Here is a 16,506-nt window from a genome sequence, read left to right on the forward strand (position 1 = left end):
TAGAGGGATGGAAAGCCTTTTTCTCTTAATCCCCATTTCACTGCTGCTAATTGGCCTTTTGGCCTGGATTTTCTATTGGTCAGTAAAGGCAGGGCAGTTTGACGATTTAGAGGGTCCTGGCGAGGCAATTTTGATGGATGATGACACTCCTAAGTCCAAAAATGTTAGTGAAAGCTAACAAAAATAGCTATATTTTTTAACGATTTAGCCAATACGCCGAAATAAATAGAGTTGTAAAAAGCGTAAATGCATGCACCCTTTTTGATATAGATCAAAACACCCCCTGAGCCTTACTTTGATAATGGTTTGAGTCTATTTGGATTATGTCGCTGTTTGGTCACAAAAAAAGGAGAAACCATGGGGCTTACCGTGGGGAACAATCAAGATACCTTCAATTACAAGGTTGTCAGCCAATTTGCCATTGTTACGGTGCTTTGGGGAATTGTGGGTATGCTCGTGGGGGTTATCCTCGCTGCGCAGCTCATTTGGCCTGAGATCACTTTCAATATCCCATGGTTAAGCTATGGTCGCTTACGCCCATTGCATACCAATGCGGTGATTTTTGCATTCGGTGGATCGGCGTTGTTTGCAACGTCCTATTACATCGTGCAACGTACCTGCCAAGCCAGACTCTTTTGTGACAAATTAGCGGCCTTTACCTTCTGGGGTTGGCAATTAGTGATCGTATTGGCTGCGGTAACCTTGCCTTTAGGCATCTCCACATCCAAGGAATACGCAGAGCTTGAGTGGCCAATTGATATTCTGATCACTTTAGTTTGGGTTGCCTACGCCGTGGTGTTCTTCGGCACCATCATGAAGCGCAAAACAAAACATATTTATGTTTCCAATTGGTTCTTCGGTGCATACATTCTGACTATTGCCATTCTGCACATTTTTAATAACTTAGAAATGCCAGCAAGCTTGTGGAAATCCTATTCTGCATATGCCGGCGTACAAGATGCGATGGTTCAGTGGTGGTACGGCCATAATGCGGTTGGCTTCTTCTTGACCACCAGCTTCCTGGGCATGATGTACTACTTCATTCCTAAGCAAGCAGAGCGCCCAATCTACTCATATCGTTTGTCTATCGTCCACTTCTGGGCGTTGAACTTCACATACATGTGGGCGGGTCCTCACCACTTGCAACATACTTCCTTGCCTGACTGGACTCAGTCACTTGGAACTGTGTTCTCAATCATTTTGTTGGCTCCATCATGGGGTGGCATGATCAACGGCATCATGACTTTGTCTGGCGCTTGGTTTAAATTGCGCACAGACCCAATCTTGAAATTCTTGGTAGTGGCATTGTCTTTCTACGGTATGTCTACGTTTGAAGGCTCAATGATGTCTATTAAGACTGTGAATAGCTTGTCACATTACACCGACTGGACTATTGGACACGTGCACTCTGGCGCCCTGGGTTGGGTTGCCATGATTACGATCGGCTCTTTGTACTATCTCATCCCACGTTTAGTCGGTCAGAAAGATATGTACAGCACACGCTTAATTGAAGTGCATTTCTGGATCGCTACGATTGGCGTTGTTCTTTATATCGCTGCGATGTGGATTGCTGGAGTAATGCAAGGTTTGATGTGGAGAGCGTTTGAGCCAGACGGAACGTTGACTTATAGCTTCGTTGAGTCTGTAAAAGCAACATTCCCCTTCTATGTGATTCGTTTGTTGGGTGGCCTCTGTTACTTAAGCGGCATGTTCTTGATGGCATACAACGTTTACAAAACCGTAAATGGTAAAACATTCGTGAATGCCCCAATTCCACAAACATCTGCAACTGCTCACTAAGGAGAAGAAAAATGTCTAGCGAAAATAAATTCTTTTCCCACGGAACACTTGAGAAAAACGTTGGTTGGTTAATCATTGCCACCATCATCGTGGTATCAATTGCTGGTTTGGTGCAAATTGTTCCGCTGTTCTTTCAGCACACGACAACTGAGCCAAGTCCCGGTGTAGCGCCATACACGGCATTGCGTTTGGCTGGTCGCGATATCTACCAGCGTGAAGGTTGTGTTGGTTGCCATTCACAGCAGATTCGCACATTGCGTTCTGAGGTTGAGCGTTACGGCCCTTACTCCTTGGCTGGTGAGTCAGTATTTGATCATCCATTCTTGTGGGGTAGTAAGCGTACTGGTCCTGACTTAGCTCGTGTTGGCGCACGCTACTCTGATGACTGGCATCGTATTCACCTCCGCAATCCGCGTGATGTGGTTCCTGAGTCCAATATGCCTGGATATCCTTGGTTGCAAAAAAATGCTGCCGATGCCTCCTCAATTCAGTCTCATATGGTTGCAATGCGTCGTTTAGGTGTTCCTTACACCGATGAAATGATTGCGGCGGCTCCTCAAGAGTTGGAAGGTAAGACTGAAGAAGATGCCTTAATTGCCTATCTTCAAGGTTTAGGTGTAAATCGTCGCTACATCATCGTTGATGAAGTTGTGGCGAAGTAAGCGCCAAGGTTATTAATTTAAAACTATATAAATCAAATGGAACAGATCACAGCTTATCTCTCCGCTTTTTCAACAGTCATAGGACTCGTCTTTTTTGTTGGGATTGTTTGGTGGGCCTGGTCTCCTGGTAGAAAGTCGGCTAACGAAGAGTCAGCCGAACTTCCATTTGATCTTCCGGATGAATTTAGTAAGGACAAATCATGAGTGACTTTTTTAATAGCGGTTGGAGTGACTACATCGCGCTTGTTTCATTAGTCGGTATTGTTTGGTGTATTTGGTTGCTGGCTTCGCAGCGAAAAGCCAAGGTAATCCATACAGAAGATGGCGCGGTAGCCGATACTGGTCACGTTTGGGATGGTAATTTACGTGAACTCAACAACCCACTGCCACGTTGGTGGGCTTGGATGTTCTTGCTATCTTGTTTCTTTGCATTAGGTTACTTGGTTCTGTTTCCTGGTCTCGGTTCATTCCCTGGCGTTATAGGTTATACAACTGATGGCGCTTTGATGAGCTCTATGACAGAGGCGAATGATGGGTTGAAGCCTGTATACGCTAAGTACGTGAAGATGGATATTGAGCAAGTTGCTGCAGATCCAAAGGCACGTGAAATGGGCCAACGTTTATTCTTGAACTCCTGTGCTCAGTGCCATGGTTCAGATGCGGGTGGCGCAAAAGGCTTCCCGAATTTGACTGATGATGACTGGCTCTATGGCGGTTCACCAGAAAATATCAAAACCACATTAATTAATGGTCGCGCTGGTGTTATGCCTCCATTCCCGCAGCTCGATAGCAAGCAAATTGTGGATGTTGCAAACTATGTTCGTAGTCTTTCAGGTTTACCAGTAGATGAGTCAAAAGCTGCTCGTGGTGCAGAAGTATTTAAATCCAATTGTGCAGCTTGTCATGGTGCGGATGGTAAAGGCAATATTGCTTTGGGCGCGCCTAACTTGACAGACAAGACTTGGCTGTATGGTGGATCTGAAGCAACTATCATTGAGACGGTAACTAAGGGTCGTATGGCGATGATGCCTGCCCAAGATAAGGTGTTGAGTCCTGAAAAGATTCATCTTTTGACAGCATATGTTTGGGGTTTATCTAACAACAAGACTGCTGTAGCCAAGTAATCCGTGTCAGATAATTCGCCGGTTGGGAAACCTATTCCGATTGATGTAATTGAGGAGTCTCTTTACGAGGTCCGGCGAAAGATTTACCCACGATCTGTCAGTGGACTGTTTGCCCGCTGGCGTTTCATCTTGGTATTTGCAACGCAATTATTGTTTTATGGTCTTCCTTGGGTTAGTTGGAATGGCCGTCAAGCAGTACTCTTTGACTTAATTCAGCGTAAGTTTTATATCTTTGGTCTGGTGTTGTGGCCGCAGGATGTGATCTATCTCACACTCCTCTTAATCCTTTCTGCTTTAGCTCTCTTTCTATTTACTGCAATTGCTGGCCGCTTGTTTTGTGGCTATGCCTGCCCTCAAACGGTCTACACCGAAATCTTTATGTGGATCGAGCGTAAGGTTGAAGGTGACCGATTTGCGCGTATTCGTTTAGATGGCGAAGAGTGGCCTTGGAGTATTCGCAAGTGGCGTCTCAAAATCACCAAGCATTTCCTATGGCTCTTAATTGCCTTCTGGACTGGCTTTACTTTCATTGGCTATTTCACACCAATTGAAACCCTTGCTACAGTAATCCTACATTTATCACTCGGCCCATGGCAAACCTTTTGGTTGTGTTTCTATAGCTTTGCAACCTGGGGGAATGCTGGTTTTATGCGGGAGCAGGTATGTAAATACATGTGTCCATACGCTCGCTTCCAAAGCGTCATGGTAGACAAAGATACTTTCCTGGTTACCTACGATAAGGTCCGTGGTGAGCCACGTGGGAGCCGCAGCAAGTCGGCTGATCATGCCACTCTGGGTTTAGGGGATTGTGTAGATTGCAGTATTTGCGTTCAAGTCTGCCCAACCGGTATTGATATTCGTGATGGCTTGCAATATATGTGTATTGGTTGTGGAGCCTGTATTGATGCGTGTGATCAAGTGATGGAAAAGGTAGATTATCCAAAAGGGCTGATTCGCTATACAACTGAACGAGCTATTGAGGATAAAGAATCCAATCAAAGTGCGCTTCGACATATCTTGCGACCACGTGTTTTGATTTACATTGCTTTCATCACAGTCCTTACAAGTGCATTCCTAGTTTCTTTGATCACCCGTAATCCATTGCGCGTGGATGTGATGCGTGATCGTGGAGCATTGGCTCGCGAGGTGGATGGCGTTCGCATTGAGAACATCTACCGTATCCAGATCATGAATGCCTCTGAAAATAAGATGAGTGTTCAGGTAAAGGCAACAGGCTTAGACGACCTAAAAATCCTCAATTCACAGGGGCAGGTAGTTACTGAGATTGAAGTGGGTCCAGCCAGCAATCTATTGATTCCGGTTAAAGTTAGTACCACTGTTGGTGCGCATGAGCCTGGTAATTACCCAATTCATTTTGATGTGATTGGCCAAGAGATATCGGGTAATGAGTTGATCACCAGAACCCGCGATGAAAAATCAAGTTTTATTTTTCCCCGCTAAGCTGTATAGCAAATGATGGAGAGGATGAATATGTCAAAAAATGAAACAAACAAACCGTGGTTTAAGCAGCTTTGGCCATGGCTATTAATTAGTGGCCCAGCAGTCGCTGCCATTGGTTGTGTGATTACTATTTATTTGGCTGTAAATCTATATTCGGATAAGCCGGTTCGCGATGGTGTGGTGAAGCGTGGACTCAAAGTTGAGCAGCTTAAGGTAGAGCAGGATCGCAAATGAAGTACCGTCTATTCATCTGGATTATGTGGCCATCGTTTTTGGTTTCTATTTTGGCTGAAGGCTTGCTATTTAGTGTTGTGCATCCTGCCGAGCTATTGTTTTTTGGCTATCGCCCAAATATTTCTGATGAAGGTATTTATACCATCGGATTTTTTGTTATCTGGATCTTTTGCTCATTCTCAAGCGCATTGACTGCCTATATTCTGCCTGGCATTGATACAGACGGAAACAAGAGTCCCGATCGCGGCTTAATTTAAAGCGGTATTGCTTAAACGCTTACTGGCTTAATTTGAACAGCGCGGTCTGGGTTAGGGATGCTGGCTAATTCATAAAGTCCATCCATATCAATTAGCTTGATATGACGCTGTTTAATTTGAATCAACCCTGACTCAGCAAAGCGCGAAAGCATGCGGCTCACAGTTTCAATCTGTATACCTAAGTAACTGCCAATCTCTACACGGCTCATGCGTAAATCAAATTCATTATTTTGATAACCACGAGCAGCCAGACGTTGGGAGAGATTCAAAAGGAAGGCCGCTAAACGCTCTTCTGCGCGTAGGCTACCAAGTGAGAGTAGGTGACGTTGATCTTGTGTGATTTCACGGCTCAGAATGCGGTGGAATTGTTTTTGTAGCACTGGAATTTGGCGCGCTAAATCCTCAAATGCTTCGTAGCGAATAATGCAGACTTCACTCTCTTCAAGAGCGATTGCCTCGGATTGATAGCTGCCCTCACCAATGCCGTCAAGCCCTAAGATCTCGCCCGGAAGATGAAACCCAATGACTTGTTGACGCCCATCCTCAAGGCCATACTCGGTCTTGAGAGTACCAAAGCGGATGCTATAAACGGCAGACAGTGGGTCGCCGTGCCGGTAGAGGCTTTCACCCTTTTGTAAGTGGACACGCTCTTTTACGAGGGTATCAATCTTGGCAATGTCAGTGGAGCTAATGCCGACTGGCAAGCAAAACTGACCCAGTACGCATACTGAGCATTTGCTGCTTGGGGCATCAGAGCTGGTGTAATTCATATTGGATCAAGATGTCGGATGAGTTTATTCTACTCGGATAATGCGTAATTTTAATATTTCCTTACAGTGCTGGACGCCCAAATGCTGACTACCAGTCTTTTATTGGCTGTATTTTTGGGTGCTCTGGTCAGTGGGTGGCACTGCGCCCTAATGTGTGGCGGTATTGCAGCAGCAATAGAGCATCAAGGCGGCACCCAGGAGGTCACATGCACCCCTTTGCAAAGTAAGTCAGAACTCTTTTATCTGCAATTCATCATGCACTTGGGGCGCTTAACTACTTATGTGTTGTTAGGCACTGCTGCAGCTTGGGCTGGTGCAGTTCTTTGGCAGCAAAACGTGGTGCCGATTCAGCGTCCTTTGTTTGCTTTCACATCCTTGGTTTTACTGTTTATGGGTGCCCGTCTTTTGCGCCAGAAATCCAATAACCCCTTATTGGTCGGAAAGTGGCTTGGAGTGCGCATGGCCAAATATTGGGCTAAATATTTAGGAAGTTTTACAGGTCGCTCATCTCGCTGGTTTAGTGGAATGGTATGGGGCTTGGTTCCTTGTGGTTTGGTTTACAGCGTTTTACCCCTTGCATTTTTATCGGGCGATGTGTTGACGGGTGCGGCGCTAATGCTGGCATTTGGCTTGGGTACCTTGCCTAACCTTTTACTGATCTCTAAATTTTCGGCAGTGTTGACTCAATTTGGGCAATACCTTTGGGTGAGATACATTGCCTCTGGCCTTTTAATATCCGCAGGATTATTTGGCCTCTATCGCGCTTGGTATTTGCCGGAAGCTTTGCTTAAAGGCGGCTTTTGTATTAGTTAGCGTTATCACTTATGGCTGCCGTAATACCGTGATGTAGATCTGGGTAAATACTGTCAACGGGGAGTCGCTCCAATAAGCCTCCACGTACCGCCATCTCATAGGGTTGGTGCGCTAGTCCACAAACTATCAGCTTGATACCCTGATTTTTGCAAACCTCTTCAAGCTCAAGCAGGGCGTCCATGCTGGAAACATCAATATAGATCACATTCTTGAGATCAAGCACTAATACTTTTGAAGGTAATTCATTTTCAATACGCTCTAGAATTTTGACTGCACCAAAAAAGATGGCGCCGTAAATTCTGAATGCAGCAACATATCCACGGTGTTGCTCAAGCTCCGGAAAGTCGGCAGCACTTGCTAATTCATAGCGCGAAAGACTGGAGATACGATAGATAAAAGTAATGAATGCTAAAAGTAGACCTACCTGTATTGCTACTGTGAGATCCAGAATGATTGTCAGAAAAAAGACGCTCAACATAGTTAAGCGGTAGGGTAGACGAAATTGTTTTAGGTCGGCAAATTTTTTCCACTCACCCATATTCCAAGCAACAAAGATTAGGATGGCAGCTAGGCTGGCCAAAGGGATATCCTTAGCTAGTGGAGCGCCAAACAAAATAATCACGAGCAATGTGATCGAGTGAACGATCCCAGCAATTGGAGTGCTTGCACCACTTTGTATGTTGGTAACTGTTCTGGCAATGGTTCCTGTGGCTGGCATGCCACCAAAAAATGGGCTCACTACATTGGCGACACCTTGGGCCATCAGCTCTTGATTCGATTCATGGCGATCGTGGATGAGTCCATCAGCAATCCGTGCGCATAGTAGTGATTCAATTGCGCCAAGCAGGGCGAGAGTAATGGCCGGAGCGATCACAAACTGTGCGGTACCCCAACTAATTGGAATCCATTCAAAGCTGGGTAGTCCTGAGGGTATGCCGCCAAAACGACTACCTATCGTAGCAACTGGAAGGTTAAAGACGCCAGTAACTATGGTGGCCGAAGCCGTTGCAATGACTGTTCCTGGAATGTGGCTTAGATAACCAAGATGCTTTTGAAATGCCCGCCAAGAAATAAGTAGAACAAGGCTCCCCATGGATAGCATGAGGGCAGTGGAATTCACTGTGTCTGCAGCTGCATAGAGAGTTTGAATTGCCTGAAAAAATTCAGCGGGCATCTTGGTAATTTGCAGGCCAAAAAATTCTTTGACTTGAGATAGTCCAATTAGTACGGCGATACCATTCGTAAATCCAATAATGACGGCGACTGGAATAAAGCGAATTAAAGTGCCAAGGCGAAAGAGCCCCATCAGAAATAAAAATACCCCCGACATAGCAGTTGCCAAGAGTAAATTCGCAATTCCGTAATGATCAACAATGCCGTACACAATCACAATAAAGGCGCCGGCTGGACCACCGATTTGAACGCGACTACCGCCTAGTACTGAAATCAGGCCACCAGCAATGATTGCTGTAAAGATGCCTGCTTCAGGCTTAAGTCCACTGGCAATCGCAAATGCCATTGCCAATGGCAGTGCAACTACACCAACCGTAATGCCCGCCAATATATCTTTGCTTAGCAGGGCTCCGTTATACCCCTTAAAAGAGTTGAGTAGTTTGGGGTGAAAGAGATTCATTGGTGAAAAGGCTTAGGCTATACGACTACCAACCCAGTAGGCAGCAGTTGTTGAAAGTGCCGTTACTGCTGATCCCCAGGCAATATCGATAAATGCCAATCGAATGGGAAAGTCACGAATGACAGCTAGGTTGGTTAAGTCGTAAGTCATGTAGCAAAAGAAACCAAAGAGGGCGCCATATTGAGCTGCATATATCCAAGACTGTTTAGAAATTGCTGGGAGGATGACAAAAATAGAGGCACCAAGCGCGTACAGGAGGTAGAAACCGAGTCCAGCCAGTAACTTGGGTTCGCTAGCCATGAGTGAGCCCATATCGTCGCGGTAGAGATTTTTGGCGATACCCAGAAGCCAAATTAAATCAATGACAACTAATGACAGTAAAAATGAAAAATAGACCGCTAAGTACTTGAGCAATTTAGTGCCCCTTTTTATGCTTTTACAGATGAATAATAAGGATTATGATGGAATGAAAGGTGTTAGGGTTTAATTTAACAGGAGTCGATATGTTCAAGCACTTATTAGTACCAGTTGATGGTTCAGACGTGAGTAAAAAGTCTTTAAAGAAGGTTGCTGCGCTTGCTAAGGCAGATAAAGCCGCTGTGACATTGGTTTACGTTTCTGATCCAATGCCGCCGATGGTCTATTCCGATAGCACGATGGGTTATGGCATCTCCCAAAAGGATCATAAGAAAGTATGCGAGGCATTTGCTAAGGATATTTTTAAAAAAGCAGCTGTTGCATTGGGTACTGGCATTAAGGTCAATACCTTGCATATCGCGGATAGCAATTTGTCTGAGGGTATTTTAGAAGGGGCCAAGAAAGCGAAGGCGGATGTGATCGTGATGGCTTCACATAAGCGCACCGGTATTAAGAGTGTTTTATTGGGTAGTGAAACGCATGAAGTAATTGTGCATGCTAAGTTGCCGGTATTAGTTCTTGGCTAATACCCGAGACTGAAAAAATTAAAGGGGCCTGATGGGCCCCTTTTTATTTCTGCATTATTAACGCTATCTAATTTTTGAGTGGTGTACCTAGCAATAGAATCTCTCTAGTGAGCAAGCCGCTATCACTATCTCGCATATTCCATAAATCTAATTCGGTTTTGGCGCCATAGGGGTCAACATAGATGCCATCTTTCCTTAGTTCAAAGTGAAGGTGAGGTCCAGTAGAGCGCCCGGTTGATCCAACATAGCCGATCTCTAAACCACGACGCACTTCATTACCAACCTCTAGTTCAGTGTTGTAGTTACTTAAGTGCGCATAGTAGGTGCGATAGTTTCCAGGATGCTCAAGGATGATGAGATTGCCAAATGCACCGCTATAACCTAAATGCACTACTTTGCCAGTAGCTACGCTAAAGATTGGCGTCCCAATCGGTGCTGAGTAATCAATCCCCATGTGGGTTCGATATCGTTGTTTTGGCGCTGCTACAGCTGCATTGGTGTTTTTAGATGGGGCAACTTTCTTGCTAGATGTCCTTACACTTCCCACACCTCTAGATATGCGCCGATAACTTAAGGGGTTAGTCCAAAAGGTGCGTTCAATAGACTCGCCACTGGCAGTATAAAAGGCACCGGGAATATCGCTTCTTTCAACCCAAAATGCACTAGAAAATACTTCACCAGAAGCTGGATCAATAATTTCAGCTGCCCATATTTGCGCCCAGCGATCTTTATCACCAAAGTCCACTATTAAACGCACAATACTGTTGGTATTTTCTAGGGCGCTGCTATCTTCGGGATAGATCTGTTTAATGACAGAGTTCAGTTCCCAAATGAGCTCCACAGGCAATTTATCGCCTACTTTTTTGGGGTCGTATAGAACATCACGCAAAGGTAGTTGAATTTCTGTAAAGCGTTTCGACTCGTCTTTTAGATAATCTTGTTGAATTAAGAAGCTACCTGCTGCCGAAGGGGTAAAGGTCCAAATCTCTGTCTTGGCATCCTGCATGGGGCCATTCATGACACTAAGTGATTCGAAGCGGTTGCGACTTCCTAGGGCTAGTGCATAAGGAATGCAATCGCCACGCATTCGATCAAAAAAGCCTTTGGTTTGGGCTTTAAAAAAAGCATTGAAGTTACGATCATTTAGGCCCAGATTAGCTGGAAGGCTTTCTTCGTTGTAACTGCGGCGTAAGCAGCCACGTTGGACGCGGTAATCTAAATTTGAGCCACCATCATTGCTGTATTCGCCCTCAATCCGTTTGAATAGCTCCGGATTTAAGCTCATGCTTTTAGAGGGTTGATTTAACGAGTCCGATTTGACTTTAAGTCCAGCTTGCTTGCTGCTTTGCACTACGGTCTTTTGTTTAACTTGCGGAGCCTTGCTGACCTTACTGGTTTGGCTTGTGGTTTGCGCTAGGGCACTAGTGACGAGTTCAATCCCCGGCAGTTGAATGAGGCCAACTAAGGCAAATCCAATTACGTTGATTGCCCCTTTTAAAAAGAGGGGCCGCGCACAGACATTTTTCTTCACAAGGCAATTATCCAATATTGTTGTGAAAGATCGCAGGGTTTTAAAGTCTGCTGTATCGCAATAATCCCAATTTAATTCAATTCAGGTGCTATTTTTAGCACTTCAAAGGCCGCCTGAAGACGTGTTTCATAGGCTTGCTTCATATGGGCTGCCTCCTCTGGCGACCACTCTCTAAACCCTGCACCTTTGGCCATGTCTGTTTTTCCAGAATTGACCAGATCCATAACGCAAGCGGGTGGTGATTGGATATTTGAGAGGGAGGGGTAGATTACCTCTGCAGCTAGTGTCATGCCTTCCCAGCCAGAGATTTCTTTTTGAGTCATTGGGCCAACTGCGGCATAACGAAAGCCAAAGCTATAGCGCACGGCAGTGTCAATATCATCTGGTGAGGCGATTCCTTCTTGAGCCAAAGAAAGTGCTTCACGCATTAAGGCATGTTGAATTCGGTTGGCTAAAAATCCTGGAATATCTCGCTTGACTAAGACAGGCTTTTTGCCATGACTACGATATAGATAGCAAATCTGTTCAGCCATCTGTGGATCAGAATTTTCACCCAACACTACCTCTACCAAGGGAACAATATGGGCGGGCATAAAGTAGTGGGTATTAAACATGCGATGGCTGGTTATAAGACCTTGTGCAATATCGCTAATAGGAAAGCCCGAACTGTTGCTGCCAATCGGAATATTGGGCGGCACACGTTGATCAAGCTCGCTAAAGAGTTCTTTTTGAGATCTAGACGCTCGGAGACGGTTTCAATAATGAGATCAGTATTTTGCCAATCAGACCAATCTGCAATGCTGCCTGGAATTAGTTGGGCGCCGCTATCTCGCCATGTGGGATTGATGGTATCAGCGCAGAGCTCCACCTTAGAAAGGTTGAGCTCTGCCTTCTTAAGGTCCCTGCCTAGCAAAATTGTTTTGTCGCCATAGGCCGGGAAGCTTGCTGCGATGCCCACTCCCATAGTGCCCGCGCCCCATGACAACAACTTTGCTCATAATGCCTCCAAATAATCGTAGATGAAGCTGGTTCCTAAGCGACTCATTATTCCCTATTTTGGGGTCGTAACACATTCTTAATTATGGCTACAATAATTTTTTGAACATAGGAGCTCCCATGCCCATCATTGAGTCAGTATCAGTTGCTGCCGTAGCGGTGCCTCTAGATAAGATCACCTCCTTTTCCACTCGGACGGTTTCAGAGCGTCATTATTGCTTGGTTAAGGTACGCGGCAAGGATGGTAATGAGGGCATTGGCTTTTGCTATGTGGGTAGTGCAGGTGGCGATTTTGCAGTCTGATGCAGCCGTGTGCGGTGGTATTACCGAGTGGCGCCGTATTTCCGCTTACGCCGATTTAAAGGGTGTGATTGTTTGTCCGCATTGGATGCATGATTTGCACGCACCTTTAGTGGCAGCAACACCAAATGCCCGCTTCGTTGAATTTTTCCTAGATGATCAGGTCCTAAACTTCCGCAGATTGATTAACAAGCAACTAACTTTCAAGAATGGCGACTTGATTCTGCACAAAACTCCAGGACTGGGATTTGAGTTTGATGAGGCTGCGATTAAAAAGTATGCCGGCAAGACTGCTTGGACAAAGATTGTGTAATGGATTTAAATTCCCAGCAATAAAAAATCCCGCACATGAGGCGGGATTTTTTATGTTCTGACGCAGCATAAATATTCTTAGCTGGATTTCGGATTCAATTTTAAATGGGTGATTGACTGAGTAATCAGCACCAAACCAAAACCTACAAATCCAATGAGGTCAGCCTCGGTTGAAGGGTAGGCAAGCGCCACACCTGCGATAACCATAATGATGCGCTCAAAGACTTTGGTCTTTTCAATAAACCAGCCCTGTAGACCGCCTGCCAAGCAAATGATGCCAACGACTGCCGTAAATGAAACCCAGGCGATTTGCATCCAATCAGCTTGCTCTAGCGCTGCTGTAGACCCCATGAGCAAGAGGCTGATACCTGATTTATCGAGCACAAACATGAATGGCACCAGGATTGCTGGGGCAACGTACTTCCAAGTTTGCAGGGTGGTCTTGTATGGATTGCCTTTGCAAATAGCTGCAACTGCAAAAGGAGAAAGCGCTGTCGGAGGGGATACTTCAGAAAGTACCGCGTAGTAAAAAATGAACATGTGCGCTGCAAATTCTGGAACACCAAGATTGATTAATGCAGGCGCTGCGATCACAGCGCAAATAATGTATGACGCAGTTACTGGAACAGCAAGTCCAACAACCCAGACCACAAGGCCAGTGAAAATGGCGGTAAGCAAGAGCGAGCCACCCGCATACTGAATCACAATCGAACTGAACTTCAAGCCTAGGCCGGTCAGGGTAACGGTACCAACAATCAATCCAGCGCCAGCGCAGGTTACTGCAATCGCGAGAACACCGGTTGAGCCAGATGCCAGCGCTTTAGTGAGGTTCGAGTTGTACAGACCAGAAAAAATCTTCTCTTTACCTTGGAACCAATCCCAGGGAATGATGGCGGTATCGCGACGCAGCATGCTCGAGAGTGCCGATACCACGGTCGCCCAGAACACGGACATGACTGGCGAGAAGCCAAACATCATGAAGAGCACAATCGAAATCAATGAAAAGAAGTGGAACCAATATTTTTTGGTTAACTGCCAGGCAGATTCCGATGCTTTGAACTGGATGTTCTTCATGCCGTACTTGCGCACATCAATTTCCACCATGACCAAGAGGCCAAGGTAAAACAAAATGGTTGGAATGGTTGCCATCAGCAACACATCTAAATAAGAAATCTTCAAAAAGTCAGCGATCAAGAATGCTGCTGCGCCGAGTACAGGTGGGGAAATGATTGCACCTAAACCACCGGCAGCTAGCAATCCGCCCGCCGCATTTTTTTCGTAACCGACTTTATCTAGCATTGGGGCTGCTACGGAACCAACGGTAACAGTAGTGGCTACGCCAGAACCTGATGGACCACCCAAGAGGAATGAGGAAAGCACAATCGTTCTACCAACACCAGAAGATTTGCCACCCATTGCGGCAAAAGAGAAGTCGATAAAGAATTTGCCTGCACCAGTGAACTGGAGAAAGGCGCCAAAAATAGTGAACAGAATAATGAGGGTAGCTGATACGTCTACTGCAGTCCCGTAAATACCCTCTAGGGTCATGTACATGTAGCCAACCAGGCGATCAAGGTCATAGCCTTTGTGTGTCCATGGGGCAGGTAAGTGGTTGCCAAAAAGGGCGTACGCCAAGAAGAGTGAGGTCACTACTACCAAGACCATGCCATTGGTTCTTCTGACGCTCTCTAGGATTAGGGCGATGAGAAAGACGCCAACCATGACGTCAGTTGAATTCGGGGCAGTATTGCGATCAAAAAGGTCATCACCACCGCTGAGAATGTAATACGCAACTAGTACTGAGCCGACTGCAAATAGGATGTCCCACCACATGAGGCGGTTCTTGAATCGAGCTGCAATCGGAAAGCTCAGGAAAACTAAAAACAGTACTAAGGCTACGTGGATAACACGCAGTTGCTGGGTTGGAACAATCGAGTAAGCGGCATATAGGTGAAAGAGTGACATGCCAACCGCCACCAAGGTGATGAATTTGGCCAAGAGACCTTTGTAGTCATTGGAATCACCTTCTTCTTGCTTAATGAAGGCATCTAATTTTTCTTGTGTTTCGTTATCAATCACAGCTTGTGTCATGTCCCCACCTATTTTTTATATACGGCTTTTTTGTCTTGCTAATACGGAACTATCAAAAAAATTCAGGAGTGCTTGTAGGCACTCCTGACATCAGGGTGAAATTAAATTAAATTAATTTAATTTAACGTTCTTTTCTTTGAAATACTTCGCTGCACCTGGGTGATATGCGATTGGTGTGGAGTTTTGCTTTTGATTCTCAAGGGTCACATTGATGTACTCCTTGTGAGTACGAACCAATTCAAGCTTGTTATCAAAGACAGCCTTCACAATTTTGTAAGCTTCATCATCAGGCATATTGGCATTGACTACGAGGATGTTGGCTACACCAGCCACTTTATTGTTTTTGCCCATACCGCTATAGGTTTCTTTTGGGATGTCTGAAGCAAAGTACAGATTGCCATATTTCTTGTTCATAGCAGCGACTTCAGCAGCGTTATCAATCATCACGATTTTCATGCCGGGACTATTAGCTAAATCAGTAACAGCCGCAGTTGGTAGGCCACCAACCCAGAAGAAAGCATCAATTTTGCGATCTTTTACCGCATTAACAGACTCAGCTACGCTCAAACGCTCGCGTTTGACGTCTTTGTCTTTATCGAGGCCGGCAGCTTCTAACAGGCGAAAAGCCATCACTTCGGTTGCGCTACCAGGGGCGCCTGTACTAATGCGCTTACCCTTGAGATCCTTCATGGACTTAATGCCAGTGGAGTCTACGGTTACAACGTGCATGAGGTTTGGATAGAGCACTAAGAGAGTGCGTAAGTCTATTTTCTTGTTAGTAAATTTACCTTCACCATCTTTAGCGTCTTTAGCGGCATCAGCCATCGAGAAGCCAACATAAGGTTTGCCAGTGCCGATGAGGTTCAGGTTATCTACTGAACCGCCAGTTACTTCAGCGGTTGCAGACATTCCAGGTACTTTGCTGGATAGTACTGAGGCTAGGCCACCACCCATTGGGTAGTAAACGCCGCCAGTACCGCCGGTTGCAATAGAAAGGTTTTGTGCTTGCACCGCACCGAACAACATGGTGATAGTTACAGCAATTATTTTAATAAGCTTCATTTTTGTCTCCTGTTTTGCGTCTATTTAATTAAAGGCCCGGCATGCTGAAATTAATTTTTTGTAGCTCACCCAATAACTTCGCTTGCTGATCTGCACTTAGCTGCATGAGTGGTGGGCGTACGCGTAACCACTCTGAATCTTTGCTGAAGTGTGCAACTGCAGTTTTCATACCGGCGATCATTTGATATTGAGCAAATACTGAGCGTACTTGATCTAAGGCGGCTTGACGTTGATCTGCGTCAGATTCTCTCCAATGGGCTGCCAATTCGGCGATGGCCTTAGGGTTTACGTTAGCAGTAGCAGAGATGCAGCCAACGCCACCTGCACGCAGGGCGCGCATTAAGAAGACTTCGCTACCGGCATATACGCGGAATCCTGAAGGCGCTAAAATGACCTTCCCCCGATAAATCACCTTCAATCAGTTCGTATTAAATTACTAACTATTGGAGAGATAAATGAAGATCCCAAAACAGCAGTACACCTTGGAATTTAAGCAGTTAGCAGTCAAACGCATTC

General features: G+C 45.5%; 19 protein-coding genes and 2 pseudogenes. 12 read left to right on the forward strand and 9 right to left on the reverse strand.

The genetic code is table 11. The annotated features are described in order from the left end of the window. The first annotated feature begins 7 nt into the window (after window positions 1-7). From ccoS to ACIQZ3_RS08335, 8 genes are all read left to right on the forward strand, one after another. Window positions 8-178 (forward strand): cbb3-type cytochrome oxidase assembly protein CcoS, encoded by a 171-nt coding sequence (gene ccoS / locus ACIQZ3_RS08300; protein ID WP_397392128.1) that lies wholly within the window; start codon window positions 8-10, stop codon window positions 176-178. A 179-nt stretch (window positions 179-357) separates the two neighbouring features. After that, window positions 358-1,800: a cytochrome-c oxidase, cbb3-type subunit I gene (ccoN, locus tag ACIQZ3_RS08305; RefSeq protein WP_397392130.1), complete on the forward strand. Its 1,443-nt coding sequence runs from the start codon at window positions 358-360 to the stop codon at window positions 1,798-1,800. Between the two features lie 11 nt (window positions 1,801-1,811). Further along, complete coding sequence (gene ccoO, locus ACIQZ3_RS08310; RefSeq protein ID WP_397392132.1) at window positions 1,812-2,462, forward strand: cytochrome-c oxidase, cbb3-type subunit II; 651 nt, start codon at window positions 1,812-1,814, stop codon at window positions 2,460-2,462. A 36-nt stretch (window positions 2,463-2,498) separates the two neighbouring features. Then, window positions 2,499-2,666, forward strand: coding sequence for a cbb3-type cytochrome c oxidase subunit 3 (locus ACIQZ3_RS08315; RefSeq protein WP_114653815.1), 168 nt, complete (start codon window positions 2,499-2,501; stop codon window positions 2,664-2,666). Next, window positions 2,663-3,586: a cytochrome-c oxidase, cbb3-type subunit III gene (ccoP, locus tag ACIQZ3_RS08320; protein WP_397392134.1), complete on the forward strand. Its 924-nt coding sequence runs from the start codon at window positions 2,663-2,665 to the stop codon at window positions 3,584-3,586. The genes ACIQZ3_RS08315 and ccoP overlap by 4 nt, the downstream gene beginning before the upstream one ends. 3 nt (window positions 3,587-3,589) lie before the next feature. Next, the gene (gene ccoG, locus ACIQZ3_RS08325; protein WP_397392136.1) at window positions 3,590-5,047 is read left to right on the forward strand and encodes a cytochrome c oxidase accessory protein CcoG; all 1,458 of its coding nucleotides are present in this window, start codon (window positions 3,590-3,592) and stop codon (window positions 5,045-5,047) included. A 30-nt stretch (window positions 5,048-5,077) separates the two neighbouring features. Beyond that, window positions 5,078-5,281 (forward strand): hypothetical protein, encoded by a 204-nt coding sequence (locus ACIQZ3_RS08330; RefSeq protein ID WP_397392138.1) that lies wholly within the window; start codon window positions 5,078-5,080, stop codon window positions 5,279-5,281. Continuing rightward, on the forward strand, window positions 5,278-5,538 hold the full coding sequence (locus tag ACIQZ3_RS08335; RefSeq protein WP_397392140.1) for a hypothetical protein: 261 nt from the start codon (window positions 5,278-5,280) through the stop codon (window positions 5,536-5,538). The genes ACIQZ3_RS08330 and ACIQZ3_RS08335 overlap by 4 nt, the downstream gene beginning before the upstream one ends. Before the next feature lie 11 nt (window positions 5,539-5,549). Here the strand turns inward: ACIQZ3_RS08335 and fnr are convergent, their stop codons facing one another. Beyond that, entirely contained in the window at window positions 5,550-6,308 is a 759-nt protein-coding gene (gene fnr, locus ACIQZ3_RS08340; protein ID WP_397392142.1) for a fumarate/nitrate reduction transcriptional regulator Fnr, read from the reverse strand. Window positions 6,309-6,389: 81 nt separating this feature from the next. On the opposite strand from fnr, the gene ACIQZ3_RS08345 reads away from it, so the two are divergent. Then, window positions 6,390-7,121, forward strand: a complete 732-nt coding sequence (locus tag ACIQZ3_RS08345; protein ID WP_397392144.1) for a sulfite exporter TauE/SafE family protein — start codon at window positions 6,390-6,392, stop codon at window positions 7,119-7,121. On the opposite strand, the gene ACIQZ3_RS08350 is transcribed toward ACIQZ3_RS08345, so the two are convergent. Both ACIQZ3_RS08350 and ACIQZ3_RS08355 read right to left on the reverse strand, forming a co-directional pair. Further along, window positions 7,114-8,754 (reverse strand): SulP family inorganic anion transporter, encoded by a 1,641-nt coding sequence (locus tag ACIQZ3_RS08350; RefSeq protein WP_397392146.1) that lies wholly within the window; start codon window positions 8,752-8,754, stop codon window positions 7,114-7,116. The genes ACIQZ3_RS08345 and ACIQZ3_RS08350 overlap by 8 nt on opposite strands. A gap of 12 nt (window positions 8,755-8,766) precedes the next feature. Further along, complete coding sequence (locus ACIQZ3_RS08355; protein WP_397392148.1) at window positions 8,767-9,168, reverse strand: DUF2177 family protein; 402 nt, start codon at window positions 9,166-9,168, stop codon at window positions 8,767-8,769. Between the two features lie 89 nt (window positions 9,169-9,257). On the opposite strand from ACIQZ3_RS08355, the gene ACIQZ3_RS08360 reads away from it, so the two are divergent. Continuing rightward, window positions 9,258-9,698, forward strand: a complete 441-nt coding sequence (locus ACIQZ3_RS08360) for a universal stress protein (protein ID WP_397392150.1) — start codon at window positions 9,258-9,260, stop codon at window positions 9,696-9,698. Window positions 9,699-9,765: 67 nt separating this feature from the next. On the opposite strand, the gene ACIQZ3_RS08365 is transcribed toward ACIQZ3_RS08360, so the two are convergent. The 3 genes and pseudogenes from ACIQZ3_RS08365 to ACIQZ3_RS08375 all read right to left on the reverse strand — a co-directional run. Continuing rightward, a complete protein-coding gene (locus ACIQZ3_RS08365) occupies window positions 9,766-11,229 on the reverse strand; it encodes a M23 family metallopeptidase (protein WP_397392152.1) in 1,464 nt (487 codons plus the stop codon). 71 nt (window positions 11,230-11,300) lie between these two features. Continuing rightward, a complete protein-coding gene (locus tag ACIQZ3_RS08370; RefSeq protein ID WP_397392164.1) occupies window positions 11,301-11,762 on the reverse strand; it encodes a 3-hydroxyacyl-CoA dehydrogenase family protein in 462 nt (153 codons plus the stop codon). Then, window positions 11,760-12,193, reverse strand: a pseudogene (locus tag ACIQZ3_RS08375) (3-hydroxyacyl-CoA dehydrogenase NAD-binding domain-containing protein); the annotation flags it as partial. The gene ACIQZ3_RS08370 and the pseudogene ACIQZ3_RS08375, both read right to left, overlap by 3 nt. A 152-nt stretch (window positions 12,194-12,345) precedes the next feature. On the opposite strand from ACIQZ3_RS08375, the gene ACIQZ3_RS08380 reads away from it, so the two are divergent. Both ACIQZ3_RS08380 and ACIQZ3_RS08385 read left to right on the forward strand, forming a co-directional pair. Continuing rightward, the gene (locus ACIQZ3_RS08380) at window positions 12,346-12,528 is read left to right on the forward strand and encodes a hypothetical protein (protein ID WP_397392154.1); all 183 of its coding nucleotides are present in this window, start codon (window positions 12,346-12,348) and stop codon (window positions 12,526-12,528) included. After that, a pseudogene (locus ACIQZ3_RS08385) lies at window positions 12,512-12,838 on the forward strand (enolase C-terminal domain-like protein); the annotation flags it as partial. The gene ACIQZ3_RS08380 and the pseudogene ACIQZ3_RS08385, both read left to right, overlap by 17 nt. Before the next feature lie 77 nt (window positions 12,839-12,915). Here ACIQZ3_RS08385 and ACIQZ3_RS08390 read toward each other — a convergent pair. The 3 genes from ACIQZ3_RS08390 to ACIQZ3_RS08400 all read right to left on the reverse strand — a co-directional run bounded on the left by ACIQZ3_RS08390 (window position 12,916) and on the right by ACIQZ3_RS08400 (window position 16,402). After that, window positions 12,916-14,928 carry a TRAP transporter permease gene (locus ACIQZ3_RS08390; RefSeq protein ID WP_397392156.1) on the reverse strand — a complete coding sequence of 671 codons (2,013 nt, stop codon included), beginning with the start codon at window positions 14,926-14,928 and terminating at the stop codon, window positions 12,916-12,918. A gap of 111 nt (window positions 14,929-15,039) precedes the next feature. After that, window positions 15,040-15,990 carry a TAXI family TRAP transporter solute-binding subunit gene (locus tag ACIQZ3_RS08395; protein WP_397392158.1) on the reverse strand — a complete coding sequence of 317 codons (951 nt, stop codon included), beginning with the start codon at window positions 15,988-15,990 and terminating at the stop codon, window positions 15,040-15,042. Between the two features lie 28 nt (window positions 15,991-16,018). Then, the gene (locus ACIQZ3_RS08400) at window positions 16,019-16,402 is read right to left on the reverse strand and encodes a dihydrodipicolinate synthase family protein (RefSeq protein WP_397392160.1); all 384 of its coding nucleotides are present in this window, start codon (window positions 16,400-16,402) and stop codon (window positions 16,019-16,021) included. Window positions 16,403-16,506: the final 104 nt, after the last annotated feature.

This window comes from Polynucleobacter sp. (assembly GCF_044342855.1).
Taxonomy (GTDB): domain Bacteria; phylum Pseudomonadota; class Gammaproteobacteria; order Burkholderiales; family Burkholderiaceae; genus Polynucleobacter.

What these genes read in the sequence shown, in the direction of transcription:
- ccoS (WP_397392128.1), top strand. Translation starts at nt 8, where the DNA reads ATGGAAAGCCTTTTTCTCTTAATCCCCATTTCACTGCTGCTAATTGGC.
- ccoN (WP_397392130.1), top strand. Translation starts at nt 358, where the DNA reads ATGGGGCTTACCGTGGGGAACAATCAAGATACCTTCAATTACAAGGTT.
- ccoO (WP_397392132.1), top strand. Translation starts at nt 1,812, where the DNA reads ATGTCTAGCGAAAATAAATTCTTTTCCCACGGAACACTTGAGAAAAAC.
- ACIQZ3_RS08315 (WP_114653815.1), top strand. Translation starts at nt 2,499, where the DNA reads ATGGAACAGATCACAGCTTATCTCTCCGCTTTTTCAACAGTCATAGGA.
- ccoP (WP_397392134.1), top strand. Translation starts at nt 2,663, where the DNA reads ATGAGTGACTTTTTTAATAGCGGTTGGAGTGACTACATCGCGCTTGTT.
- ACIQZ3_RS08330 (WP_397392138.1), top strand. Translation starts at nt 5,078, where the DNA reads ATGTCAAAAAATGAAACAAACAAACCGTGGTTTAAGCAGCTTTGGCCA.
- ACIQZ3_RS08335 (WP_397392140.1), top strand. Translation starts at nt 5,278, where the DNA reads ATGAAGTACCGTCTATTCATCTGGATTATGTGGCCATCGTTTTTGGTT.
- fnr (WP_397392142.1), bottom strand. Translation starts at nt 6,308, where the DNA reads ATGAATTACACCAGCTCTGATGCCCCAAGCAGCAAATGCTCAGTATGC.
- ACIQZ3_RS08345 (WP_397392144.1), top strand. Translation starts at nt 6,390, where the DNA reads ATGCTGACTACCAGTCTTTTATTGGCTGTATTTTTGGGTGCTCTGGTC.
- ACIQZ3_RS08350 (WP_397392146.1), bottom strand. Translation starts at nt 8,754, where the DNA reads ATGAATCTCTTTCACCCCAAACTACTCAACTCTTTTAAGGGGTATAAC.
- ACIQZ3_RS08360 (WP_397392150.1), top strand. Translation starts at nt 9,258, where the DNA reads ATGTTCAAGCACTTATTAGTACCAGTTGATGGTTCAGACGTGAGTAAA.
- ACIQZ3_RS08370 (WP_397392164.1), bottom strand. Translation starts at nt 11,762, where the DNA reads ATGGCTGAACAGATTTGCTATCTATATCGTAGTCATGGCAAAAAGCCT.
- ACIQZ3_RS08380 (WP_397392154.1), top strand. Translation starts at nt 12,346, where the DNA reads ATGCCCATCATTGAGTCAGTATCAGTTGCTGCCGTAGCGGTGCCTCTA.
- ACIQZ3_RS08390 (WP_397392156.1), bottom strand. Translation starts at nt 14,928, where the DNA reads ATGACACAAGCTGTGATTGATAACGAAACACAAGAAAAATTAGATGCC.
- ACIQZ3_RS08395 (WP_397392158.1), bottom strand. Translation starts at nt 15,990, where the DNA reads ATGAAGCTTATTAAAATAATTGCTGTAACTATCACCATGTTGTTCGGT.